This is a genomic window from Ereboglobus sp. PH5-10, assembly GCF_029504735.1.
Classification (GTDB): domain Bacteria; phylum Verrucomicrobiota; class Verrucomicrobiia; order Opitutales; family Opitutaceae; genus Ereboglobus.
The window spans coordinates 1-18,829 of the sequence record NZ_JAQFIP010000029.1; the positions used below are offsets into that span (position 1 = coordinate 1).

Annotated in this window: 18 protein-coding genes; 3 read left to right on the forward strand and 15 right to left on the reverse strand. The window is 60.9% G+C overall.

Annotated features, from left to right (window positions below):
- The 10 genes from M2447_RS13400 to M2447_RS13445 all read right to left on the reverse strand — a co-directional run.
- Positions 1-532 (reverse strand): hypothetical protein (locus tag M2447_RS13400; RefSeq protein WP_277559013.1); only part of this gene is annotated, 532 nt, incomplete at its 3' end.
- Positions 529-1,206 (reverse strand): LolA-related protein, encoded by a 678-nt coding sequence (locus M2447_RS13405; RefSeq protein ID WP_277559014.1) that lies wholly within the window; start codon positions 1,204-1,206, stop codon positions 529-531. The genes M2447_RS13405 and M2447_RS13400, both read right to left, overlap by 4 nt.
- Complete coding sequence (locus M2447_RS13410; RefSeq protein ID WP_277559015.1) at positions 1,203-1,994, reverse strand: glycosyltransferase family 2 protein; 792 nt, start codon at positions 1,992-1,994, stop codon at positions 1,203-1,205. Before M2447_RS13410 ends, M2447_RS13405 begins: the two co-directional genes overlap by 4 nt.
- Positions 1,991-2,734, reverse strand: coding sequence for a lysophospholipid acyltransferase family protein (locus tag M2447_RS13415; protein WP_277559016.1), 744 nt, complete (start codon positions 2,732-2,734; stop codon positions 1,991-1,993). Before M2447_RS13415 ends, M2447_RS13410 begins: the two co-directional genes overlap by 4 nt.
- Before the next feature lie 265 nt (positions 2,735-2,999).
- Positions 3,000-3,881 carry an alpha/beta hydrolase gene (locus M2447_RS13420; RefSeq protein WP_277559017.1) on the reverse strand — a complete coding sequence of 294 codons (882 nt, stop codon included), beginning with the start codon at positions 3,879-3,881 and terminating at the stop codon, positions 3,000-3,002.
- Between the two features lie 56 nt (positions 3,882-3,937).
- Positions 3,938-4,852 (reverse strand): hypothetical protein, encoded by a 915-nt coding sequence (locus M2447_RS13425; protein WP_277559018.1) that lies wholly within the window; start codon positions 4,850-4,852, stop codon positions 3,938-3,940.
- A 42-nt stretch (positions 4,853-4,894) separates the two neighbouring features.
- Positions 4,895-5,560 carry a hypothetical protein gene (locus M2447_RS13430; protein WP_277559019.1) on the reverse strand — a complete coding sequence of 222 codons (666 nt, stop codon included), beginning with the start codon at positions 5,558-5,560 and terminating at the stop codon, positions 4,895-4,897.
- Positions 5,561-5,731: 171 nt separating this feature from the next.
- A complete protein-coding gene (locus M2447_RS13435) occupies positions 5,732-6,904 on the reverse strand; it encodes a hypothetical protein (protein WP_277559020.1) in 1,173 nt (390 codons plus the stop codon).
- 36 nt (positions 6,905-6,940) lie between these two features.
- A complete protein-coding gene (locus M2447_RS13440) occupies positions 6,941-7,216 on the reverse strand; it encodes a phosphopantetheine-binding protein (RefSeq protein WP_277559021.1) in 276 nt (91 codons plus the stop codon).
- An 83-nt stretch (positions 7,217-7,299) separates the two neighbouring features.
- A complete protein-coding gene (locus M2447_RS13445) occupies positions 7,300-8,646 on the reverse strand; it encodes a sodium-dependent transporter (RefSeq protein ID WP_277559022.1) in 1,347 nt (448 codons plus the stop codon).
- A gap of 135 nt (positions 8,647-8,781) precedes the next feature.
- Between M2447_RS13445 and M2447_RS13450 the strand changes: the two genes are divergently transcribed.
- Positions 8,782-11,760 (forward strand): VIT domain-containing protein, encoded by a 2,979-nt coding sequence (locus M2447_RS13450; RefSeq protein WP_277559023.1) that lies wholly within the window; start codon positions 8,782-8,784, stop codon positions 11,758-11,760.
- 65 nt (positions 11,761-11,825) lie between these two features.
- On the opposite strand, the gene M2447_RS13455 is transcribed toward M2447_RS13450, so the two are convergent.
- On the reverse strand, positions 11,826-12,320 hold the full coding sequence (locus M2447_RS13455; RefSeq protein ID WP_108824720.1) for an HIT domain-containing protein: 495 nt from the start codon (positions 12,318-12,320) through the stop codon (positions 11,826-11,828).
- A gap of 505 nt (positions 12,321-12,825) precedes the next feature.
- Here M2447_RS13455 and M2447_RS13460 point away from each other — a divergent pair.
- Positions 12,826-13,620 (forward strand): outer membrane beta-barrel protein, encoded by a 795-nt coding sequence (locus M2447_RS13460; RefSeq protein WP_277559024.1) that lies wholly within the window; start codon positions 12,826-12,828, stop codon positions 13,618-13,620.
- A gap of 25 nt (positions 13,621-13,645) precedes the next feature.
- Here the strand turns inward: M2447_RS13460 and M2447_RS13465 are convergent, their stop codons facing one another.
- Together M2447_RS13465 and M2447_RS13470 are read right to left on the reverse strand one after the other, a co-directional pair.
- The gene (locus M2447_RS13465) at positions 13,646-15,859 is read right to left on the reverse strand and encodes an adenylate/guanylate cyclase domain-containing protein (RefSeq protein ID WP_277559025.1); all 2,214 of its coding nucleotides are present in this window, start codon (positions 15,857-15,859) and stop codon (positions 13,646-13,648) included.
- Between the two features lie 4 nt (positions 15,860-15,863).
- Positions 15,864-16,562, reverse strand: coding sequence for an MTAP family purine nucleoside phosphorylase (locus M2447_RS13470; RefSeq protein ID WP_277510083.1), 699 nt, complete (start codon positions 16,560-16,562; stop codon positions 15,864-15,866).
- Positions 16,563-16,778: 216 nt separating this feature from the next.
- Between M2447_RS13470 and rpsT the strand changes: the two genes are divergently transcribed.
- The gene (gene rpsT, locus M2447_RS13475) at positions 16,779-17,039 is read left to right on the forward strand and encodes a 30S ribosomal protein S20 (RefSeq protein ID WP_277510082.1); all 261 of its coding nucleotides are present in this window, start codon (positions 16,779-16,781) and stop codon (positions 17,037-17,039) included.
- Positions 17,040-17,284: 245 nt separating this feature from the next.
- Here rpsT and M2447_RS13480 read toward each other — a convergent pair whose 3' ends face one another.
- Both M2447_RS13480 and M2447_RS13485 read right to left on the reverse strand, forming a co-directional pair.
- The gene (locus tag M2447_RS13480; RefSeq protein ID WP_277510080.1) at positions 17,285-17,701 is read right to left on the reverse strand and encodes a secondary thiamine-phosphate synthase enzyme YjbQ; all 417 of its coding nucleotides are present in this window, start codon (positions 17,699-17,701) and stop codon (positions 17,285-17,287) included.
- A 107-nt stretch (positions 17,702-17,808) separates the two neighbouring features.
- Positions 17,809-18,297, reverse strand: a complete 489-nt coding sequence (locus M2447_RS13485; RefSeq protein WP_277510078.1) for a DUF6530 family protein — start codon at positions 18,295-18,297, stop codon at positions 17,809-17,811.
- Positions 18,298-18,829: the final 532 nt, after the last annotated feature.

Consider the following 18,829-nt stretch of genomic DNA (forward strand, 5'->3'; position numbering starts at 1 on the left):
AATGTCGGTTTGGGGGGGGGGGGGGTTTTTTGGGGGCCCCCCCGGGGGGGGGGGGGGGCCCGGGGGCGGGGGGGGGGGCCCCGGGGGTGTGGGGGGGGGGGGGGGGGGGCCCCCCCCCCCCCGCTCCCGGGAATGCAATTTCGTTTTTCGCGAGCCAGCCGGGAAGCAGGAGGTCGAGGCGTTGGGTGAAAATTTGTTTGGCGAGGTCGTTGCGCGAGGTGCTGTCGGAAAGGATTTCGGCCTCGGCAAACGCGTCGCTCGCGAGAAGCGCGGCGGTGAAGGCGCGGGCCGCGCGGGCGCGCGTTTCGTCATCGCTGGGGGCGTTCAACGCAAAGAGCGCGACGCGGGCTTGCTTTTCGTTGGCGAGGGAGCGGACGACGGCGAGCTCGGGCGAGCGCTCGGTGGGCGGAATAAGCTCAAGGATGTCCGAGGTGAATTTTTCGCCGAAGTCGAGCGACGCAAGCCACGCGGCGCCGGCGAGCAGGCCGGCGAGCAAAAGGAGGCGGGCGGGCGTTTTGCGCAGAAGGCTCATTTATCGGCGCGGAAATAGCGTTGCAGTTCGTCGGCGGTGAACGCGACGCCCGCCTTGCTTTCGCCGACAAGCACTTCGACGCGGAGTTTGGGCGAGGTGTTGAAGGTGATTTTTTTTATCTCGGTGCCGATGCCGGTGACGACGATTGCGCCGAGCGCGGAGGCGAGTTTTTCGTTGAGCGGAACAAAGTCGAAACGCCAGTCGCCGCCGTCGCGCGCGGCGTAAACGGTGAACTGCTTGAAGAGTTGCCCGCTGTCGAAACGCATGACGGGCAGGAGCGCGGTGACGAGTCCGGCGTCACGCGTGCCGGCCTTGATTTGGCGAGTGCGGCCCTTGGCGTCGCGAAGCAACAGGCCCTCCGAGTCGATGATCGTGAGCGTTTCCCCGGGCGCGGTGTAGCGGAGGCTGAGGCCGCGCTCGGGCGCGAGGCGCATTTCGCCTTGCAGGGTGATCGGCTCCTTGCGCGCGGCAAAGTAGCGGTTTTCGGTGAAGGTCGAGAATGTCGCGCCCTTCGCGGCGAGCGCGGAGAAAAGCCATTGCCACTCGTCGGCGCCGGAACCGCGTTCGATGACGGTGCCTCGCTCAGCCGGCGGGGCGGCGGAGAGGAAGAGTGAAGGGTGAAGGGTGAAAAGTGAAAGAAGGAGAAGCGCGACGAGGCGCGAAGTGAGTTTCATGCGGAAGATTGTTGTTTGCGTTTTTTTTGGGCGCGGCGGGCGGCGGGCCATTTGTGAAGGAGGAGCGCGGTGATGAGGCGCGTGTGCAGCCAGATCATGCGGAGGTTGTCGCGCAGGTAGTGAAAATGGGAAACGCCGCCCTCGGTGCGCGAGAGATATTTGCACGCGGCGGGAAGGTTGACCGGGGGAACGCCGGCCCAGAAAAGGCGCACGGCGAGCTCGGGGTCAAAATCATAGCGCCGCGCAAACCACGTGCGGCGCATCACGTCAACAAGCGGCGCGAGCGGATACACGCGAAAGCCGAAAAGAGGATCGTCGATGCCGCCGCCGAGGCACTCGAAATGCACGAGGCCGATGCTGAGCTTGCGGCCCTTGAGCCGGACGAGCGGCGCCTCGGGGCCGAAGACGGGCTTGCCGAGCACGAGCGCGGCGGGCTCGGCCTGCGACGCCGCCATGAAATCGCGAATGCGCCCGACGGGATGCTGCCCGTCGGCGTCCATCACGAGCGCGTGCGTGAAACCTTCCGCAAGCGCGATTTTCGCGGCGTGAAAAACGCTCGCGCCCTTGCCGGAATTTTTTTCGCGCACGATGACGCGGAGGGTTCCGTCAGGTTGCCCGGCGGCGAAAGATTGAAGCGCCTCGCCGCTGCCGTCGGTGCTGCCGTCGATGACCACCCACACGGGCGCCCAATGCGCGAGCACGTTGCGCACGGTTTCGAGCAGGAGCCGCGCGCCGGTGTTGTAGCTCGGGACGAGCACGAGGTGTGTCTTGGAAACGGGCGCGCTCATGCGGACATTTTCCCCCGGACGTATGACTCGATTTCCGCGGAGAGCGCGGCGGCGGATTCTTGCGGATCGTGCGGCCACTCGCGGTCGAGCGAGAGCTCCATTGTCGCCGGCACCACGTCGGGGATTTTCCACCAGGGACGCCCGCGCGTGACGAAGCCGGCCGACGCCCGCACGATGACAAGCCGCACCGGCGCGGCGGCGCGATTGGCGATGAGCGCGAAGCCGGGCTTGAAGGGATTGAGCGTGGCGCCGGGCTCGGTGCGCGTGCCCTCGGGGAAGATGAGCAGCGACGCGCCCGCCTGGACTTTTTCGGCGACGGCGCGCACCATGTCCACATCGTTGGAGCCGGTCACGTAACCCGCGACAATCGCGGCCGCGCCCAGCGCGGGATTGCGCATGATGGCGGGTTTGACGACGCAAATGGTGTCGGGCAGGCGTCCGAGCAGGAGCGGCGCGTCGATGAGGCACGGATGCGTGGAAATGTAAACCGTGCCCGGCGCGAGCGGCCCGTCGAAGTTTTTCCACGTTATGCGCACCACGCCGCACGCCCGGAACCAGCGCATCCAGACGCGAAACAGCGCGCGCTGGACGGCGCGCATTTTTTTATGAAGCCCCCCGCGCTTGCGCCACGGATAAAGCGGCAGGCTGAGCACGCTGATCAAAAAACCCACGCCCATGAAAAGCCCCCACGAAATATAGTAGGCGACGGCGTAGTAGATATGTTTGAGCGTGCGAATCATCTGTGGTTCACGACAGCGGCGGGAGCCGGTGCGCGGGAAAATTTGAATTTCAAAATCCCAAATCCAGAAAAAATCTCAACATCCAATGTCCAAGGCCGGGGCGGCGTTTTTTACAGCCGGGAAAAGACGGGGGAGAACAAGCTCCCGCCAATGCGCGCAACGCCGACAACCCGGGATGAGGCGCGGCGCCCGCGTTGTTTGTTTGGCTTCGTTGAGCGCGGCTTTCCCCGGGATTAAAATTCAGGTTGCTCAACCGCGTGAAAAATCAATCGGCCAGGTGCTTGTCGAACCAGTCGGCCATCAAGGCGCGCTCGGGACCCTTGTTTTTCCAGCCGTGGGCCGCCCCGGGTTTTATGTGGAGCCGGGCTACCGCGCCGAGCTTCGCGGCGCGTTGTATAAAGATTTCGGATTGCTGCAAGGGGACGAGTTTGTCGGCGTCGCCATGCACGATGAAGGTCGGCGGCATTTTTTCGGTTATATAATAAATCGGCGAAAGCTCGCGGCCAAGCTCCTGGCGCCCCTCGGGCGTTTCCGCCTTTGGGCCGAACGCCTTCATGTAGTTTTTAAGGGTCCCCGTGCCCGCGCCGTCGAAACCCTCCTTCCCGTAATTGAGAAAATCGGTCGGCGGGTAAAAACACGCCACGGCCTGCACGGCGCTGGACTCGCGGTCCACGGGATCCTTGGCCTTGGGATCGCCGGGGCCGCCCTTCGTGCCGATGGTAAGCGAAAGGTGCCCGCCCGCGCTGCTGCCGGTGATTCCCAAGCGATCCGGGCGCACATTCCAGCGCGCCGCGTTGTGCCGCACAAATCGCACGGCGCGATGAATATCCTGCGCGATCTCGGAAATGACAAACTTGGGTTGCGAGCCATGGCGCACGGCAAACACCGTGTATCCATGATCGAGAAATTCGGCGTAGTTTGAGGGATTCACCGGCGCGTTGGACGACTTCCAGCCGCCGCTAATCAACGCGAGAATGCCGCGCCCGTTTGGCCTGGCCGGCTGCATGACGTCGATCGTGAGCGCGAGGCCGAACTTGCGCGCATAAACAATATCCTTCTCGTGAGTGACAACGACGGGGGACGCGGCGTGAATGGCGCCACTTAGCAGAATCAGGGCAAGGGCAACTGCAATTGTGCGTATGTTCATGACACGCAAACGACGCCCGATATTGTAAATGAACACAACAATATTGCGCCCGCCGCTCATGCGGAGGGTTTCGAATTCCACGGGAGAAAATTGAACCAGATATACGGTTTTTCGCGCAGGATATTTTCGAGCTGGCGGAGGAAATCCTGAAAGTGTTTCTGGCCGCGGGCGAGCGTGGCGGCTCGCGGCTCGCCGGGAATCGGATCGAAGCGCGGCGGAGAATGCAGGGCGGCGAGGCCGGGTGCTTGGGGGACGCCAAAGGTGAGGATGACGGGACGCCTAAAAATCGCCGCGAGGATGTAGATCGTAATCGGGAAGCGGCGCTTGGCGCCGAGAAAATCGAACTCGGCGGTGCGCGCGCTGTGCTCGCAACGGTCGCATTGGAGCGCGATGGCGTTGTCGGTGAGCGCGGCGTCCTTCATCGCGTAGATCATTTCCCGCGGGTCGTTGACCCAGATGAACGCGATGCGTCCGCCGAATTTCTCGGCGAGTTTTTCAGTGTCGTGCGAGTTGCCGACGCGTTCGCGCACGATGTGGATTTTGTTGTGAACGCGCGCGTGGAGTTCGTCGCCGATGAGGAAACCCTGAAGATCGGAATCGCCCACGTGAAAAGTGCCGAGGAAGGCGGGGCCTCCGGTTTCCATCCACTGCCGCGCGTCGTCCGCGCCGGGCGCGTAAACGGTTTTGTGCGGACGTCCGTTGAGGACGCGCAGCTTGGTCATGAGCGATTCCTCGAAGGCGAAAAAATGGCGGAACACATCGCGCGTCGAGGGGCGGCGGTTGAGCGCGAGCGCGAGGTATTCGCGCGAATGGCGGCGTTGCGCGGGCATGAACGCCATCGCGACGAGCGTGCCGATGCCGCGGATGGGTTTGTAGAGAAACTCGGGCAGGAGAAAATCAAGCGCGCGCAAAAAGCCGTAGCCCCAACTGGGGCCGGGATTGCGGCGGCGGGTGGCGGCGGGCTTGGACATCGGTGCAACGGACGATGCGCGTGGACGTTTTTTTCGCGGCGATTATTGCCACTCAATCGTGGCGCGCCAGCCGGGCGAGAGCACGCCGGAGAAATTTTTGCGCGCGTGCACCAAGTCGAACCACTCGCCGGACAGCAATGGCGAAACGGCCTCGTCGCCCGGCTCGAGGGCGATGCGGCCAAGCGGCCGCGCGTCGTCGTCCGCGACGGATTGCGCGAGTATCATGCCGTAGGCAAAGGCGCGTTCGCTCGCGCCGTCAATGGTGGCAAGCCAGGTGCCGCGCTCCTCGCCCCCGCAAAGAACGACGCGGGCGGCGGGCGCGAGCAACGCGGTGAGCAGGGATTGACCGACAAGATAATCGCGGCCGGCCATAGGAAAAAAATCCCCCGCGGGTTGCGCGCGGCGAATCATGCCCTGCTGCACGGCGCCGGGATGAATCGACGTCTGGAAGCCGGTGGGACTGGCCGTGGGAAAACTTTCGAGGTAGGTTTCTAGCGTGCGGCCCTCGGCATACTGGCTGGCGTAGACGATGGCGTCATCGGGCGCGGGCGCGAGGTCGTTGAGGATGGTGCTCATCAACATGCCGAGTTGCGTCATGCGCCGGACGGCGCCCGGCGGAAATCCGGCCTTGAGGCGCTCGCGCGTGGCGGCGGCGTCCTCACGGCCGGCGTCGTCGGTGCGAAGTGTGATGATGTGGCGTTCGAGCATGGCGGAGGGAAAGGAGCCGGGAGTCAGAATGCAGGAGTCAGGAAATGAAGAATGGTGAATGGTGAAAAAACGGACTTCGAACAGAGGCGCGTCGGTGAAATGAGTTTAAGTTGAAAAGTTTAAGATTCTGGTTTTCCGGCATTCTGGCTCCTGACTCCTATATTCTGCATTCTATTTTCCGTCTTTCAACAAAAGCAGCGCGGCGTGGGCGCCGCCGAATGCGTTGCTGGCGCAGACGACTCCGTCGAACGCGGCCGTGTCGAAAGGCGAGGTGGCGACTTGTGATGTGAAGACGGGGGCGCTGGTGCCGACGGTGCCGGGCGCGCGCGACGCCTGCCCGTCACTGGCGGGATTGCGCATGGACGCGGCGGCGATGGCGAGCTCGACGAGACCGCAGCTTCCGAGTGTGTGGCCGAGCGCGCCCTTCCAGCTGACGAGCGGCGCGCCGGGAAACGCGGCGGCGACGGCGTTTGATTCGAGGCGGCCCGCCTCCAGCGTGCCGGTGCCGTGACCCTTTATCCAGACGCGCATTCCGGAGGCGGCCCTTGCGATGGGCGCGAACACGGATGCGAAACCCGCGCCGTCGGGCCGGTTCGCGGTGAAGTGATGCATTTCGTTGTGCAGGCTTTGCGCGACGATCCGGTGCGCGCCGTGGTCGCGCCCGAGCACGGCAAAACCCGCGCCGTCACCAAGCCCGATCGAGCCGGTGGCGCGATCCATGTAGGGCGCGGGAAATTCGGTGTTGAGGATTTTCAACGAATGAAACCCGCCCGCGACAAACGGACTGAGAAAATCGTAGGAGACGACGAGCACCTCGTCGACGGGAGCGTGTTCGCCGCCGAGCGCGAGCAGCCGCGCCGCGTGCACGAGGCCGAGATGCGCGGAAACGCAGGCATGCGAAAAGATGGTGATGTTCGGCCCCCACTCGCAGGCATCGCGAAGACTGGCGACGGATTTGTGGATGGGGCCGTGGGGCGCGTGGTTCGCGTCGGCGGCGGTTTGCGCGTGATGATACGCGTAGAGACTGCCAACGCCGAAGTTGCTGCTCGTGACGATGACGGGCCGGCGCGCGGTGCCCCACGTCGGGCCGGTCACGGGCGCGAGAAACTGGCGCAACCGCGCGAGCCACGCGGGCGGCGATTCCTCGTTGAGCGCGCGGTCCGGCAGCAAAGCCAGCGGCACGAGGTCGCCGCCATCAGCGCCGAGGACGTGCGTCGCGCGCAAGGCGCTTTCACCGCGAAGCAAGGCGGCGAGGGTCTCGTTTGTGCCGCCGAAGGGCGTGAGGCATTCGCAGGCCGCCAGGCGAACGGCGGGCGCGGCTGTTTCCAGGGGTGTGTGCGGCACGGATTGCAATTCGAAGAAAAGAGGCGGGCGGGGCGGTCAGGCGGAGAGCTTGGAGGGGTCGGCGCGCTCGCGAATAAAACTGGCAAGGCTCGTGATGCTGGCAAGGGCGGCGCGCGATTCCTCGCTGCTGGAGATTTTGATGCCGAATTCCTTTTCGAGCTTCACAACGAGCTCGAGCGCGTCGATCGAGTCGAGCGCCAGCCCGGAGCCAATGAGCGGCGCGTTCTCGTCGATCTCCTCGGGAGTCATTCCCTCGAGATTGAGCGTTGTGATGATGATCTGTTTCAAACGTGGTATGAGCGAATCGGACATGAATAGTAAAAGTGTGCCCCAAGAAAAAACGCTGTCCGGGTGCCCCTAGGCAAGCCAGTAAAGCGCGAATGCGGAATCGCGGCCTACAATCCGCTGATCATCACGATCACGATCATCACGGGAAGGACGAAGCGCAAAAAGACCCTCATCGCGCGCATCAACACCGAGCGCGAGTCGCTCGCGCCCACCTGCGTTTCGATGAGGGGCCAGGCCACCCAGCCGGCAAAAACCGCCAGCGCCAGCTCGCCAAGCGGCATGAGAAGGTTCGAGGTCGTGTAATCGTAGAGATTGAAAAGGGTTTTCCCAAACACGGTGACGCCGCCCAGCCAGCCGCCGTCCTGCGACAGGCACGCGCCCATGCCCGTCACGCAAAACGCCGCCACCGTGAGCCACGCGGCCTTGCGGCGCGACCAGCCGAATTCGTCGATCAGAAAACTCACGATCACCTCCAAAATCGACACCGACGAGGTGAGCGCCGCCACGAGAAGCAGAAAGAAAAACGCCATCGCGAACATGCTGCCCGCCGGCAGGTGCGCGAACACCGCGGGCATCGTGACCATCGTCAGGCCCGGCCCCGTCGTCGGGCTGAAACCGAACGCAAACACGGGCGGCAGCACCATCAGCCCCGCGAGAAAGCAAGTCGTCACCGCCAGGAAAATCACCCACAGCGACGAGCGCACGAGCTTGGTTTCGCGGGTGATGTAGGAGCCGTAGGTCACCATGATGCCCATGCCCAGCGAAAGCGAAAAAAGCGAGAGGCCCATCGCGTCGACCAGCATCCCGCCGGTGATTTTTGAAAAATCCGGACGCAAATAATACAGCAGGCCGTCGGTCGCTCCGGGCAATGTGAGCCCGCGCACGATAAGCACGAGCATCAGCAAAAACAGCACGGGCATCAGGTATTTCGAAAGCGTTTCGATGCCCTTGCTCACGCCGCCAACCACGATCCACGTGGTGAGCGCCGCGAACGTCACGAAGGAAAGCGCCGACCACAGGGGGTTGCCCACAAACGCGTCGAATTGCGCCTTGAGCGCCTCCGCGTCCGGGGTGAACAACGGCCCGCCGGCGCCGAGCGACTTCAGGAAGTAGGCGACCGTCCATCCCCCCACGACGCAGTAAAACGAAAGAATTAAAAAGCAGGTGAGTATGGTGCCGTAACCGATGAGCGCCCACGCGGGGCTGGCGCCGTTTTTGGTTGCGCGCTTGAACACACCGACCGGCCCGGATTGCGCGGCGCGCCCGAGCGCCCATTCCGTGACCATGAGCACAAGCCCGAGCGTCAGGCTGATCGCCAGGTAAATGAACAAAAAAACGCCGCCGCCATTCGTGGCCGTGACGTAGGGAAACTTCCACACCGCGCCAAGCCCGACAGCCGAACCCGCGGCCGCCAGAATAAACCCGAAACGTGAACCCCACTGAGAGCGAGCCATGGCAAAAAAAGCGTCTAACTAAGTAAGCTTTTCATGGGGGCGCGAGCATTTTAATGGAGCAGCGGCCTCCTGATAATCACCCAATTAATAAATTCCCTGCTCGCCCGTAAAAAAAGCATGTCCATATTTCATATTATGAAATCCTGCCCGTTGCCTCGCGGTTTTGCCCTTCTCGCCGTTTTTCTGCTGATATTGACGCCGATTGCCCGCGCGCAGATCGCGCTCAACCCCACCGACCCGAAAGCCGAGCGCGTGCTCATTCGCTCCGCCGACATTTCCACTGAAATCACGGGACGTTTTGCGGTGACAACTTTCGACCTTGTTTTCGCCAATCCCAACGGACGCGATCTCGAAGGCACGTTCGAGTTTCCTCTTCTCGACGGGCAGCGTGTGGTGCGTTTCGCGCTCGATATCAACGGCGCGTTGCGCGAAGCCGTGCCGGTTGAAAAGGAAAAAGGTCGCGTCGTGTTCGAAGAGATCGAGCGACGCAATGTCGATCCCGGCCTGCTCGAACAAACCGCGGGCAACAACTACCGCGCACGCATTTTCCCGATTCCGGCCAACGGCACGCGTCGCATCGTGATCGCTTATCAGGAGGACTTGATGGCCGCGTCAACCGCAACGAACAACACGCCGCGCTACCGCCTCGCGCTCGATTTCCCGGACGCGCTGAAAACCTTCAATTTCACCGCGAGCGTCTTCGCCGCGCCCGGCGCGGAACCGGCGAAGGCGAGCACCACGCTTGCGCTCGAACTGCCCGCATGGCGCGACGCGCAGACGCTCAACGTGAAAAAAGAAAATTTTATCGCGCGCGGCGTGCTCGAACTCGAACTGCCTTCTGTGTTTGCCAGCATCGACCTTCGCCCCGCGGTGATCACGGAGACATTTAACGGGCGCGAATATTTCTATGCCGAAGCGTCGGTTTCTCTTCCGGCGGCCGCGCCAATGCCGCGCGCCACGCCGAAATGCGTTGGCATCCTGTGGGATGCCTCCGGCTCGGGCCGCGCACGCGATCATGAGCGCGAGTTTGCGCTGCTCGACGCGTGGTTTGCAGCGGTGCGCAATGTCGAGGTCAGGCTTGTTTTCCTGCGCAACACGGCGTCCGATCCGGTTGTGTTCAAGGTGCGCGACGGCAAGTGGGCGGAGCTCCGCGCCGCGCTCGAAAAAACAATCTACGACGGCGCAACTTCGTTTGACGGCATCGCTGACGACGAATCCGTGGGCGAGTGGCTGTTGTTTTCCGACGGCCTTATCAATTTTGGCGCGACACAAAATCTTGAAAAACTTCCTCTGCGCGCGCCCGTGCATGCGATCAACGCGAGCGCAAGCGCCGCGCCTGTGCTGCTGCGCAAACTGGCCGCAAGCGGGGGAGGGGAGTTTGTCGATCTAATAGCAATCGACGCCAACGCGGCACGGTATCGATTGCGCTGGCACTCGTTGAGCATTGTGGCGGTGGAGCGCGATCCCGAGGCGGTTGCTCAAGTATTTCCCGAGGCGGGAACACCATTGCCATCCGGAAATACGATAATCGTGACCGGTATTTTGAGAAAATCCGAGGCAACCGTTCGCTTGAAAATCGGCCTGACTGGAAGAGGCGTGCTGGGCACCGTCGATGTGCCTGTGAGGTCAGGCGAAAATCCAAGCACGCTCGCCGCGCGCGCGTGGGCGGTGGCGAAGATCGAAGCGCTGGCGGCGTCCGCTGGCGACAACCGCGAGGACATCCGCCGCACAAGCCGCGAGTTCCGCATCGTCACGCCGGACACATCGCTGATCGTTTTGGAAACGCTCGCCGATTACATCCGCTACGACATCGAACCGCCTGCGGAATTGCGCGACGAATGGCTCAAGCAACGCCGCGCAACCGACGCCGTAACCAACAAAAACCGCACGCAACAGATTGATCGTGTTGTGAAGATGTTCGATGAGCGCGTGAAGTGGTGGGAGAAGAAATTTCCGAAGGACACACCAAAACCAAAGGTCGCAGAGAAAGAGAAACGTGCCACAGAGGAAACACGAAGTGATGTAGTTACCTTGGAACGCTTCGCGGTTTCTGCTGCCAGATCACGCGCGCCTGCAAGAAGTCAGGTTCAGGAAAGTGTGGTTCTGGCTGACTCTCCTGTTCCAGCCGCAAGCTTCTTCAGTGTGTCGGAATTAGATCGACCCGGCTTTAAGGACGGACGGCGCGTGGATGAGCCACCGGTCGCCTCCATCGCCCTCCAGCGCTGGTCGCCTTCGGCGAGTTATCTCGACCGGTTGCGGCGCGCGCCGGAGGCGGAGCGATTTTCGATTTACCTTGAGGAGCGCGCCGACCATGCGCGAGAGCCGGGTTTTTATCTCGATGTCGCAGGATATTTCTTCGACGAGGCCAAGCACGCGCCGACCGCGTTGCAGATTTTGTCCAATCTCGCGGAGCTCGGGCTTGAGGATGCGGCGCTGTTGCGCGTGCTCGGCCATCGCCTCACGCAGGCGGGGCGACCCGATCTTGCGCTGCCGGTGTTCGAGCGTGTGTTGAAGATTCGCGGAGAGGAACCGCAGAGCCGCCGCGACCTTGCGCTCGTTTGCGCCAAGCTCGAGCAGTATCAGCGCGCGGTCGATCTGCTTTGGGAGGTTGTGAGCCGCAAATGGGACGGCCGTTTCCCCGAGATCGAGATGATCGCGCTCGGCGAGTTAAACGCCATCATAGCCACGCATGAGGGAAAAATCGACGCCTCCAAAATCGACAGGCGTTTGCTGAAAAATTTGTCCGCCGGCCTGCGCGTCATTCTGACGTGGGACGCCGACAACTGCGACATCGACCTGTGGGTTGACGACCCGAACGGCGAACGCGCCATGTATAACCATCCGCTCACTTATCAGGGCGGGCGCATGTCGCGCGACTTCACCGGCGGCTACGGGCCGGAGGAATTTTTGGTGCGCACGCCGAAGGCCGGCAAATACACGGTGCGCATCAATTATTACGGCGACAGCCGCCAGACCGCGCTCGGTCCGGTGACGGCGCAGGTGCGGTTGATCACCGATTTCGGCACGGCGAGCGAAAAGGAAAAACTCATCACCGTGCGGCTCGTGGACAAGAAAGAGGAGCTTGAGATCGGCTCGATTGTAATCGGGGAATGATCGCACCGGAACCGCTGCACGGAACCGGTTGCGCAATCCGCAACCTGCCACACTTGTTGCGAACCTTACGAGGCCGCGAGGCGCGCGGCTTCCGCGTGCAATTTCTCCCACGTCGTTTCGAGCGCCTGGGGGAGCACGCGCGTCTGGCCGATTACCGGCATGAAATTCGTGTCGCCATTCCAGCGCGGCACGATGTGCGCGTGCAAATGCTCAATGCTGCCGCCCGACGCGGTGCCAAGGTTGAAACCCACATTAAAACCGTCCGGCCCGATCACCACGCGCAGCAGTTTTTTCGCGAGGATGATTGTGCGAAACAAATCCGCGCTTTCCTCCGGCGTCAGCTCCTCGATGTCCGCCACCTCGCGAAAGGGAATCGCGAGCAAGTGCCCCGGGTTGTAGGGGAAGCGGTTCAGCATCAAGTAGGACAACGCACCGCGATAAACGATAAGCGCGGCGCGGTCGTCGCCCATCGCGGGCAACGCGCTGAAAGGTTTCGCGCTTTTCGGCGCGCGCGGCGCCTCAATGTAATCCATGCGCCAGAATGCGTGAAGTTGTTCCATGATTTGAGCGTGATTGCTCCCGCCATGAAAGTCAAAGACGCGCTTGCGATGAAGCGACGGTCTGGAAACCGCCGGACGCATGGGCGAACAACACGGGGATTGTTGCATCGCCGCCCGCCCCGCCTTCAAATTCATTTCATGCGGGATTTTGCGATTGAATAGCGCGAGCGCGGGCAACCTTCCGCATGAAGTCAAAAGCGCAGCAACACCATCGACGACCCCATGAAATGCGACAAGACCCGTTCAAAATTAAAAACGCGCCGGCACTCCGCGTATTCGAAAAAACAGGCGAATTGCAATTCATTTATATGCAACAGTTAGAAACTCAGTGTCATTTAATGGATGACTTTGAGTTTGGCGTTTTATTGGTTCGTAAAAACTAGATTTATGCGCGGCTTTTTATCAAAAAATTGCACCAAAACACATAAGCAGTGTCCAAGTGACTCATCCCAAGCAAACACACCAACACACCTCCAAACCACAGCCATCAAGAACTCCACAAACTATGAAGACTAAAACCTCATTACTTGTCGCCTTGTTCGCCGCCGCGGCATTTTCCGCGCACGCCCAAACTTCGGTGCCCACGCCCAAAAGCGTCGCGCCCGACTACAAGCCGCCGCAAAGCGTCTCCACGTCGCCCGCGCAGACCACCTACACCTATCAAGCGCCGCACGCCGGCACCTGGGACTTCTACGTCGTCACCGGCGCGTGGTTCTTCGACGACTTCAAGATGAAGGCGAATAACGTGCGCATAGGCAGTCGACCGAATGAGTATTCCAATCGAGCCAGTGGCAAAATGCACATAGACCTCGACGACTCGTGGTTCATAGGATTCGGAGCCGGTTACAACATCACTGAACAGCTTTCCGTGCATGCCCAGTTCGCATTCACCAATCCCGATTATTCAGCCACGTTCGTGGGTGAGACAAGAGACGGTGATCCTGTAACACGCCACACCAACCACGAAGCCGACATCGGCACCGGTGACATTTCCATACGATACGATTTGATGACCGGAAAATTCCGGCCTTTCGTCCAAGGCTCCATCGGGTTTATGTATATCGATACTAACATAATCAATGGACACGGATGGGGGCATTGGGATTCGTGGGACAACTACTACTGGGACACACCCACCGTTGACGACACCTATTTCACTCTTGGCGCGACCGCGGGCGCCAACATCTACTTCAGCAAACACGTTTTCGGCCAGCTCTCCTACACCTGCAACTGGGCCAGCACCTCCGGCAACGGCATGATGAATCATCGCGTCAACGTCTCCGTCGGCTGGAATTACTAAGCCACAAAAAACGACGGCGCGACCGTCACTTTGTTTCCATCACATACACGCCCGTCCAGTCCCCGCTGGGCGGGTTCTTTTTTAGCGCCTCGCAACGATCCAGGAAAACCTCCGACGGCGTGCGCTGCCCGGGGACGATCACCGGATACCATTCCAGCTTGGCGCTTTGAGCGAACAACTCCGCCGCGCCGGCCCAGTCGCGCGCGAAAAATTTTTCCAGCCCCTCCTCGAACACCCGTTTGCACTCCAGCGCCGCCGCCGGCAGGCGGTCGCGCAGCCCCATGATTTCGTGGATATCGACGGGGTGCTGGCGGCCCTTCACGACGATTTTGCCCAGATTGCGAAACACGCACTGGTTTCCGTATTTTTCCGCGCCCTCGCGCGTCTCACCCGAAACCAGGGTCTGCACGCCGTAAACACGGGCCGCGTTTTCGAGGCGCGCGGCGATGTTCACCGTGTCGCCCATCATCGTGTAGTCGAAGCGCGTGCGCGATCCGATGTTGCCCACGGTCGCCTTTCCGGTGCTCAGACCGATCTGGCTGCGCACGGGCATTTTTTGGACGATTTCGGGCCAGCGCTCGCGGATCTCCATGTTCTTCGCATGCACGAGCTGCGTCGCCACGCACGCGCGCAGGGCATGGTCCACGTTCGCCACCGGCGCGCCGAACATCGCCACCACGGCGTCGCCCATGTATTTGTCGAGCGTGCCCTCCTGATTGGTGATCACATCCGTCGCCGAGGAAAGATAGTCGTTCATGAACTCGACGAGCCGTGTCGGCGAAAGCGACTCGGCCACCATTGTGAAGTTTTGAATATCGCTGAAATACGCCGTGATCGGCACCTCGACGCCGCCGAGTTGCGGTTCATCGCCCGACTCGATCATGCGTTGCACAAGCGCGGGGGACACATACGTGCCGAAGAAACTCGTGATCCTGCTGCGCATTCGTTCCGCGACCACCAGCAGCAGCGCCGTCAGCGCAAAGCTCGTCGTGAACGCCGAGAACAGCGGGATCACGAGCGGCAGGATCAAATTGTAACGCAGAAAAACAAAAAACACGCACCACACATACGCCACCACGAGCGCCGCCGCCCCGGCCTTCGCGGCCACGCCCCAGCGCCCGCGGAGGTTCGCCAGTTGCAGCCCGCACACGCCCGCGGTCAGGCCGATGATCAGCATCCACTGCGCCCACGCCGGAACGCGGCGCACGTAAGCACCCGATTGAAACTGGCGGATCAGCGTGCCGATCAAGCCCACGCGCGGCACCGGCAGCGCGTCGAGGCGCGTCGGCGCGCGATCCTGCAGCAGCGGATCGACCGGGCCGATCAGCACGATCGAGTCGCGCATCCGCTCGAAAAGCTTCATCGCCGCCTCGCGCTCCTCGGCCTTCTCCGATTTCAACATGCCCGCGGCCGCAAGCGCGTCGGAGAAGCTCGCGCGCGCGTTCTGCGGCGAATCCCAGCGCGTCGACCAGTTCACCTCCACATCCTGCCCGTCGAGCAACGGCACCGAGGCCAGCACCACGCCGTCGGCGCGCACAAACTCCAGCCGGTTCGCATGCACGCGCACGCCCTTCTGCGGAAGCTTCCACGCCAGGCGCGCGAGCTCCACGCTCATGTGATACCACGTCCTGTGCTCGTCGGGCGCGAAAAGCGGCACCCGGTTCATCGCGCCGTCAATCGTGTCGATCAACCCCACATGCGGCGGGGTGTAAATGCGGTTGCGCACGCGAATTTGGGGCAGCTCCGGAGGCTGCGCCTTTGACGAGGAATCAAGCACGCGCGGCATCTCGCGCACGATCGGCAGGCCGTTGATGTCGCGATCATGCGACGACGCGTAACCCGCCGCGAGCACGACGGGCGGCGGCGGCTCCGAAAACAACAAACCCGCCATGCGCAATGTGCCCTTTTGGAAACGCTCCCTGTCCGCGATTTCCGGCATGCCCCGGTCCGAAAACACATAGTCGATGCCAATCGCGCTCGCCCCGCCCTCCTTCAACGCCGCCTCGCACACGTCCACATAATACGCGCGATCCCACGCCAGGTTGCCGATGTCGGCGATGGATTTTGCGTCGACATCCAGGTAAAAAATCTTCCCCTGCCCCGGCAGCTCGCCCCGATATTGAAACCGCCAGTCAACCGTCTCCTCCTCGATGAATTCGAGCAGGCCAAAATAATTCACCCCACACCAAATCAGTGTGACCGCGAGCAGGATCAACCATTTGAACGGCGAGTTCCGCATGGGATCAGGCAAAGACCTCCAGAAGGCGCGCGAAGAGACGGTTCACCTTGATCTGGTTGTCGCGCACCAGGTCCTTGAATTTAATGAAGTCGATTTCCTCGCCCGCCAGCCCGTTGGCGTAATTGTCGATGATCGCGAGCGAGTTGTAACGCAGCCCGATCTCGCTGCACAGATCCGCCTCGTGCGCCGCCGTCATGCCGACCACGTCGCCCCAGTTTTTGAGAATCTGGATTTCCGCCTTCGTCTCGAAGCGCGGCCCGCGCATCTGCACATAAACCTTCCCCGTCTGAATCTCGAACTCGGGCGCGAGTTTTTCCACGAGCATCGGAATCAGGTTGTTGTCGATGCCCGCCGAGCCGCCCCTCAACTCGTCGTCAAAAAATGTCCGCGGCCCGTCCTGCAAACAAACATAGTCGCCGCACGAAACAATCGTGCCCGGAGTCAGGTTCAGCCGCAACGAGCCGACCGAGTTCAACGACACCACATCCGTGAAACCGAGATCGGCCAGCGCGCGAATGTTTGCGCGGTAGTTGATCGCATGCGGCGGCTTTGGAACACCGGTGCCGTGACGGTTCAGAATCACATGCTCGCCGCGCGCCTTGTAACCAACCGTGCCGTATTTTGTCGTGGCCGAACGCTCCTCCCATTCCGAAAAAAGATCGGAGTTCACAATGCTGGTTCCGCTAACAAATGCGACTTTCATGACGCAATGCGAGCAGAACACATGCCACACCTCAAGTCGAAGCTGACTGTTGCAAGTCGAATACATTGGCGCACCCAAAGCCAAAAACCCGCTTGTTACTTTGCGCAACCGGAGAATCCCGGAAAACGCCCCCGCATTGAGACGCGGCAAAGAAAACCTTGACTCGCCCGCCCGTGTTTGGGTTTCTACGCGACTTACACATTTTATTCATAAGTCATGGCCAACACTAAATCCGCCATCAAGGCAGCCCGCAAAACCGTGCGTTTCACCGCGCGCAACAAAGTCGTCAAGACCCGTCTGAAGACTCTCCACAAGAAGTTCAAAGCCGCCGCCAAGTCGGGCGACGCCGCCGCGGCCAAGTCCGCCGCAAGCGCCTACGCCTCCGCGATGGACAAGGCCACCAAGTCCGGTGTCGTCCACAAGAACGCCGCGGCCCGCGCCAAGTCCCACGCCGCAAAATACGCGCAAGCCAAATAAAACCGCCTCGCGCGCGTTTTGCGCCGGCTTGCCCGGCGACGCTCTTGTTTTCAAATTTACGCAGGCCCCCGCAAGCCGCCAAGGTTTCGGGGCCTGCTTTTTTGTGCCCGGTTTTTCGATCGCAAAAACACGGGCGCGCGCGAAATGAAACGGCAGTAGGGGCGAACCCTCCGGGCAAGCCCTAACATCCACGGCTCACCCGGAGGGTTCGCCCTACCCCAAAACGGCCATGCCGTTTCTCGGAATCACTCGCCGATGATTTTTATCAACGCGCGTTTGCGGCGCAGGCCGTCGAGTTCGTAGTAGAAAATCTGTTCCCACGGGCCGAAATCGAGGCGGCCATTGGTCACGGCGACGACGACTTCGCGACCCATGATTGTGCGCTTGAGGTGCGCGTCGGCGTTGTCCTCGGCGCCATTGTGGGCGTATTGTGAGTGGGGTTTTTCCGGCGCGAGTTTTTCGAGCCATCGCTCGTAGTCGGCGTGCAAACCGGATTCGTCATCGTTGATGAACACGCTCGCGGTGATGTGCATGGCGTTCACAAGGCACAAGCCCTCGCGAATGCCGCTTTCCTTAAGTGCCGCCTCAACTTGCGGCGTGATGTTGACGAGCCCGCGGCGTTGAGGGACTTCAAACCAGAGTTCCTTGCGATGGGATTTCATGCCGCTGATTTTTCGGCAAACACCGGGGTTTTCAACAGAAGAAATGATGCGCCGGTTTGCAGACACGGCAAAATCACGACAAACGCCCGCGGCTTTTCGCAAAGATTTCAGTAGCCCATTTCGCGCAGGATGCCCGCCAGCGCCTTTAGGCGTTCGCCCAAAAGTTCGTCGTCATTGCTCAGCGCCTGGTGGAACAGGTGAATGTCTTCGTCGAGGTTTTCGTTGTCGGTGCAGATTTTCAGCGTCATGGCATCGCCTTGAAGCCCCACGCGGTCGATGACGGGATTTTGCTCGTCGTAAAGTTTCGGAAACCGGTAGGCGTCCTTAAAATGTTGCTTTGCGCGGCACACAAAAATCGCGAGATCAAGCACCCGATGAAGGGGAAGCTCCTCGGACTGGCGCGACCACTTTTCGCCGGTGTGCCGCCAAACCTTCGCAGAGATATCGACTTTGCCGCGGTCATTCCATTGGGCGAGGCCAAGCGATAGTCCGTGCGTGTCCGTATCATAAGCAGATCGACCGTCGACATTTGCATAATCCTCGGCAATGACGACAGGTTTGTGCTTGAGGGTGGTTGGTATTTTTAGTGGTTCCATAAATTAGTTCGTCACTAATTTAGTAATTTACTAATTTAGTAAAGAAAAATCTCAAAGCTAAGTGAATATTGGGTGTGCTCAAAAGTGTTACAGGAACTGTGGGTAGTTTGGTTTCGCCGTTTCGAACAATAGCGCAATTCTGCCAACCGCCGCGTCCGTCCCTCGCAATTCTCGGCGCGCTCGGCGAGCGCGCCCCTCCCTTGAAAACCATCATAGCGGTCACGTTTTTTATCACACCTGTGAACACGCTGGAGAACTGCGGGCGCTGCTGGAACCGGCTTTGTCCGGTCCGCAAATAACAAACGGCGTTCGTTTCCAAACCAGCCGACACGGAGGCCGTCCCGCCAATCAAACATCAACAACTCAATGAATGAAACCCTATGGGCATCAAATTTATGACTGTTCGTGATAGCGGAGTCAGTGCGCTTTTTCTGACAACCAGAAAGACCCATAGACATGTTGACCCGGGGCAACGGTCCGGAAGCAAAGCAAAAGTCAACACCATGAAGCTCCAATCATTGCGAGTGCTTGG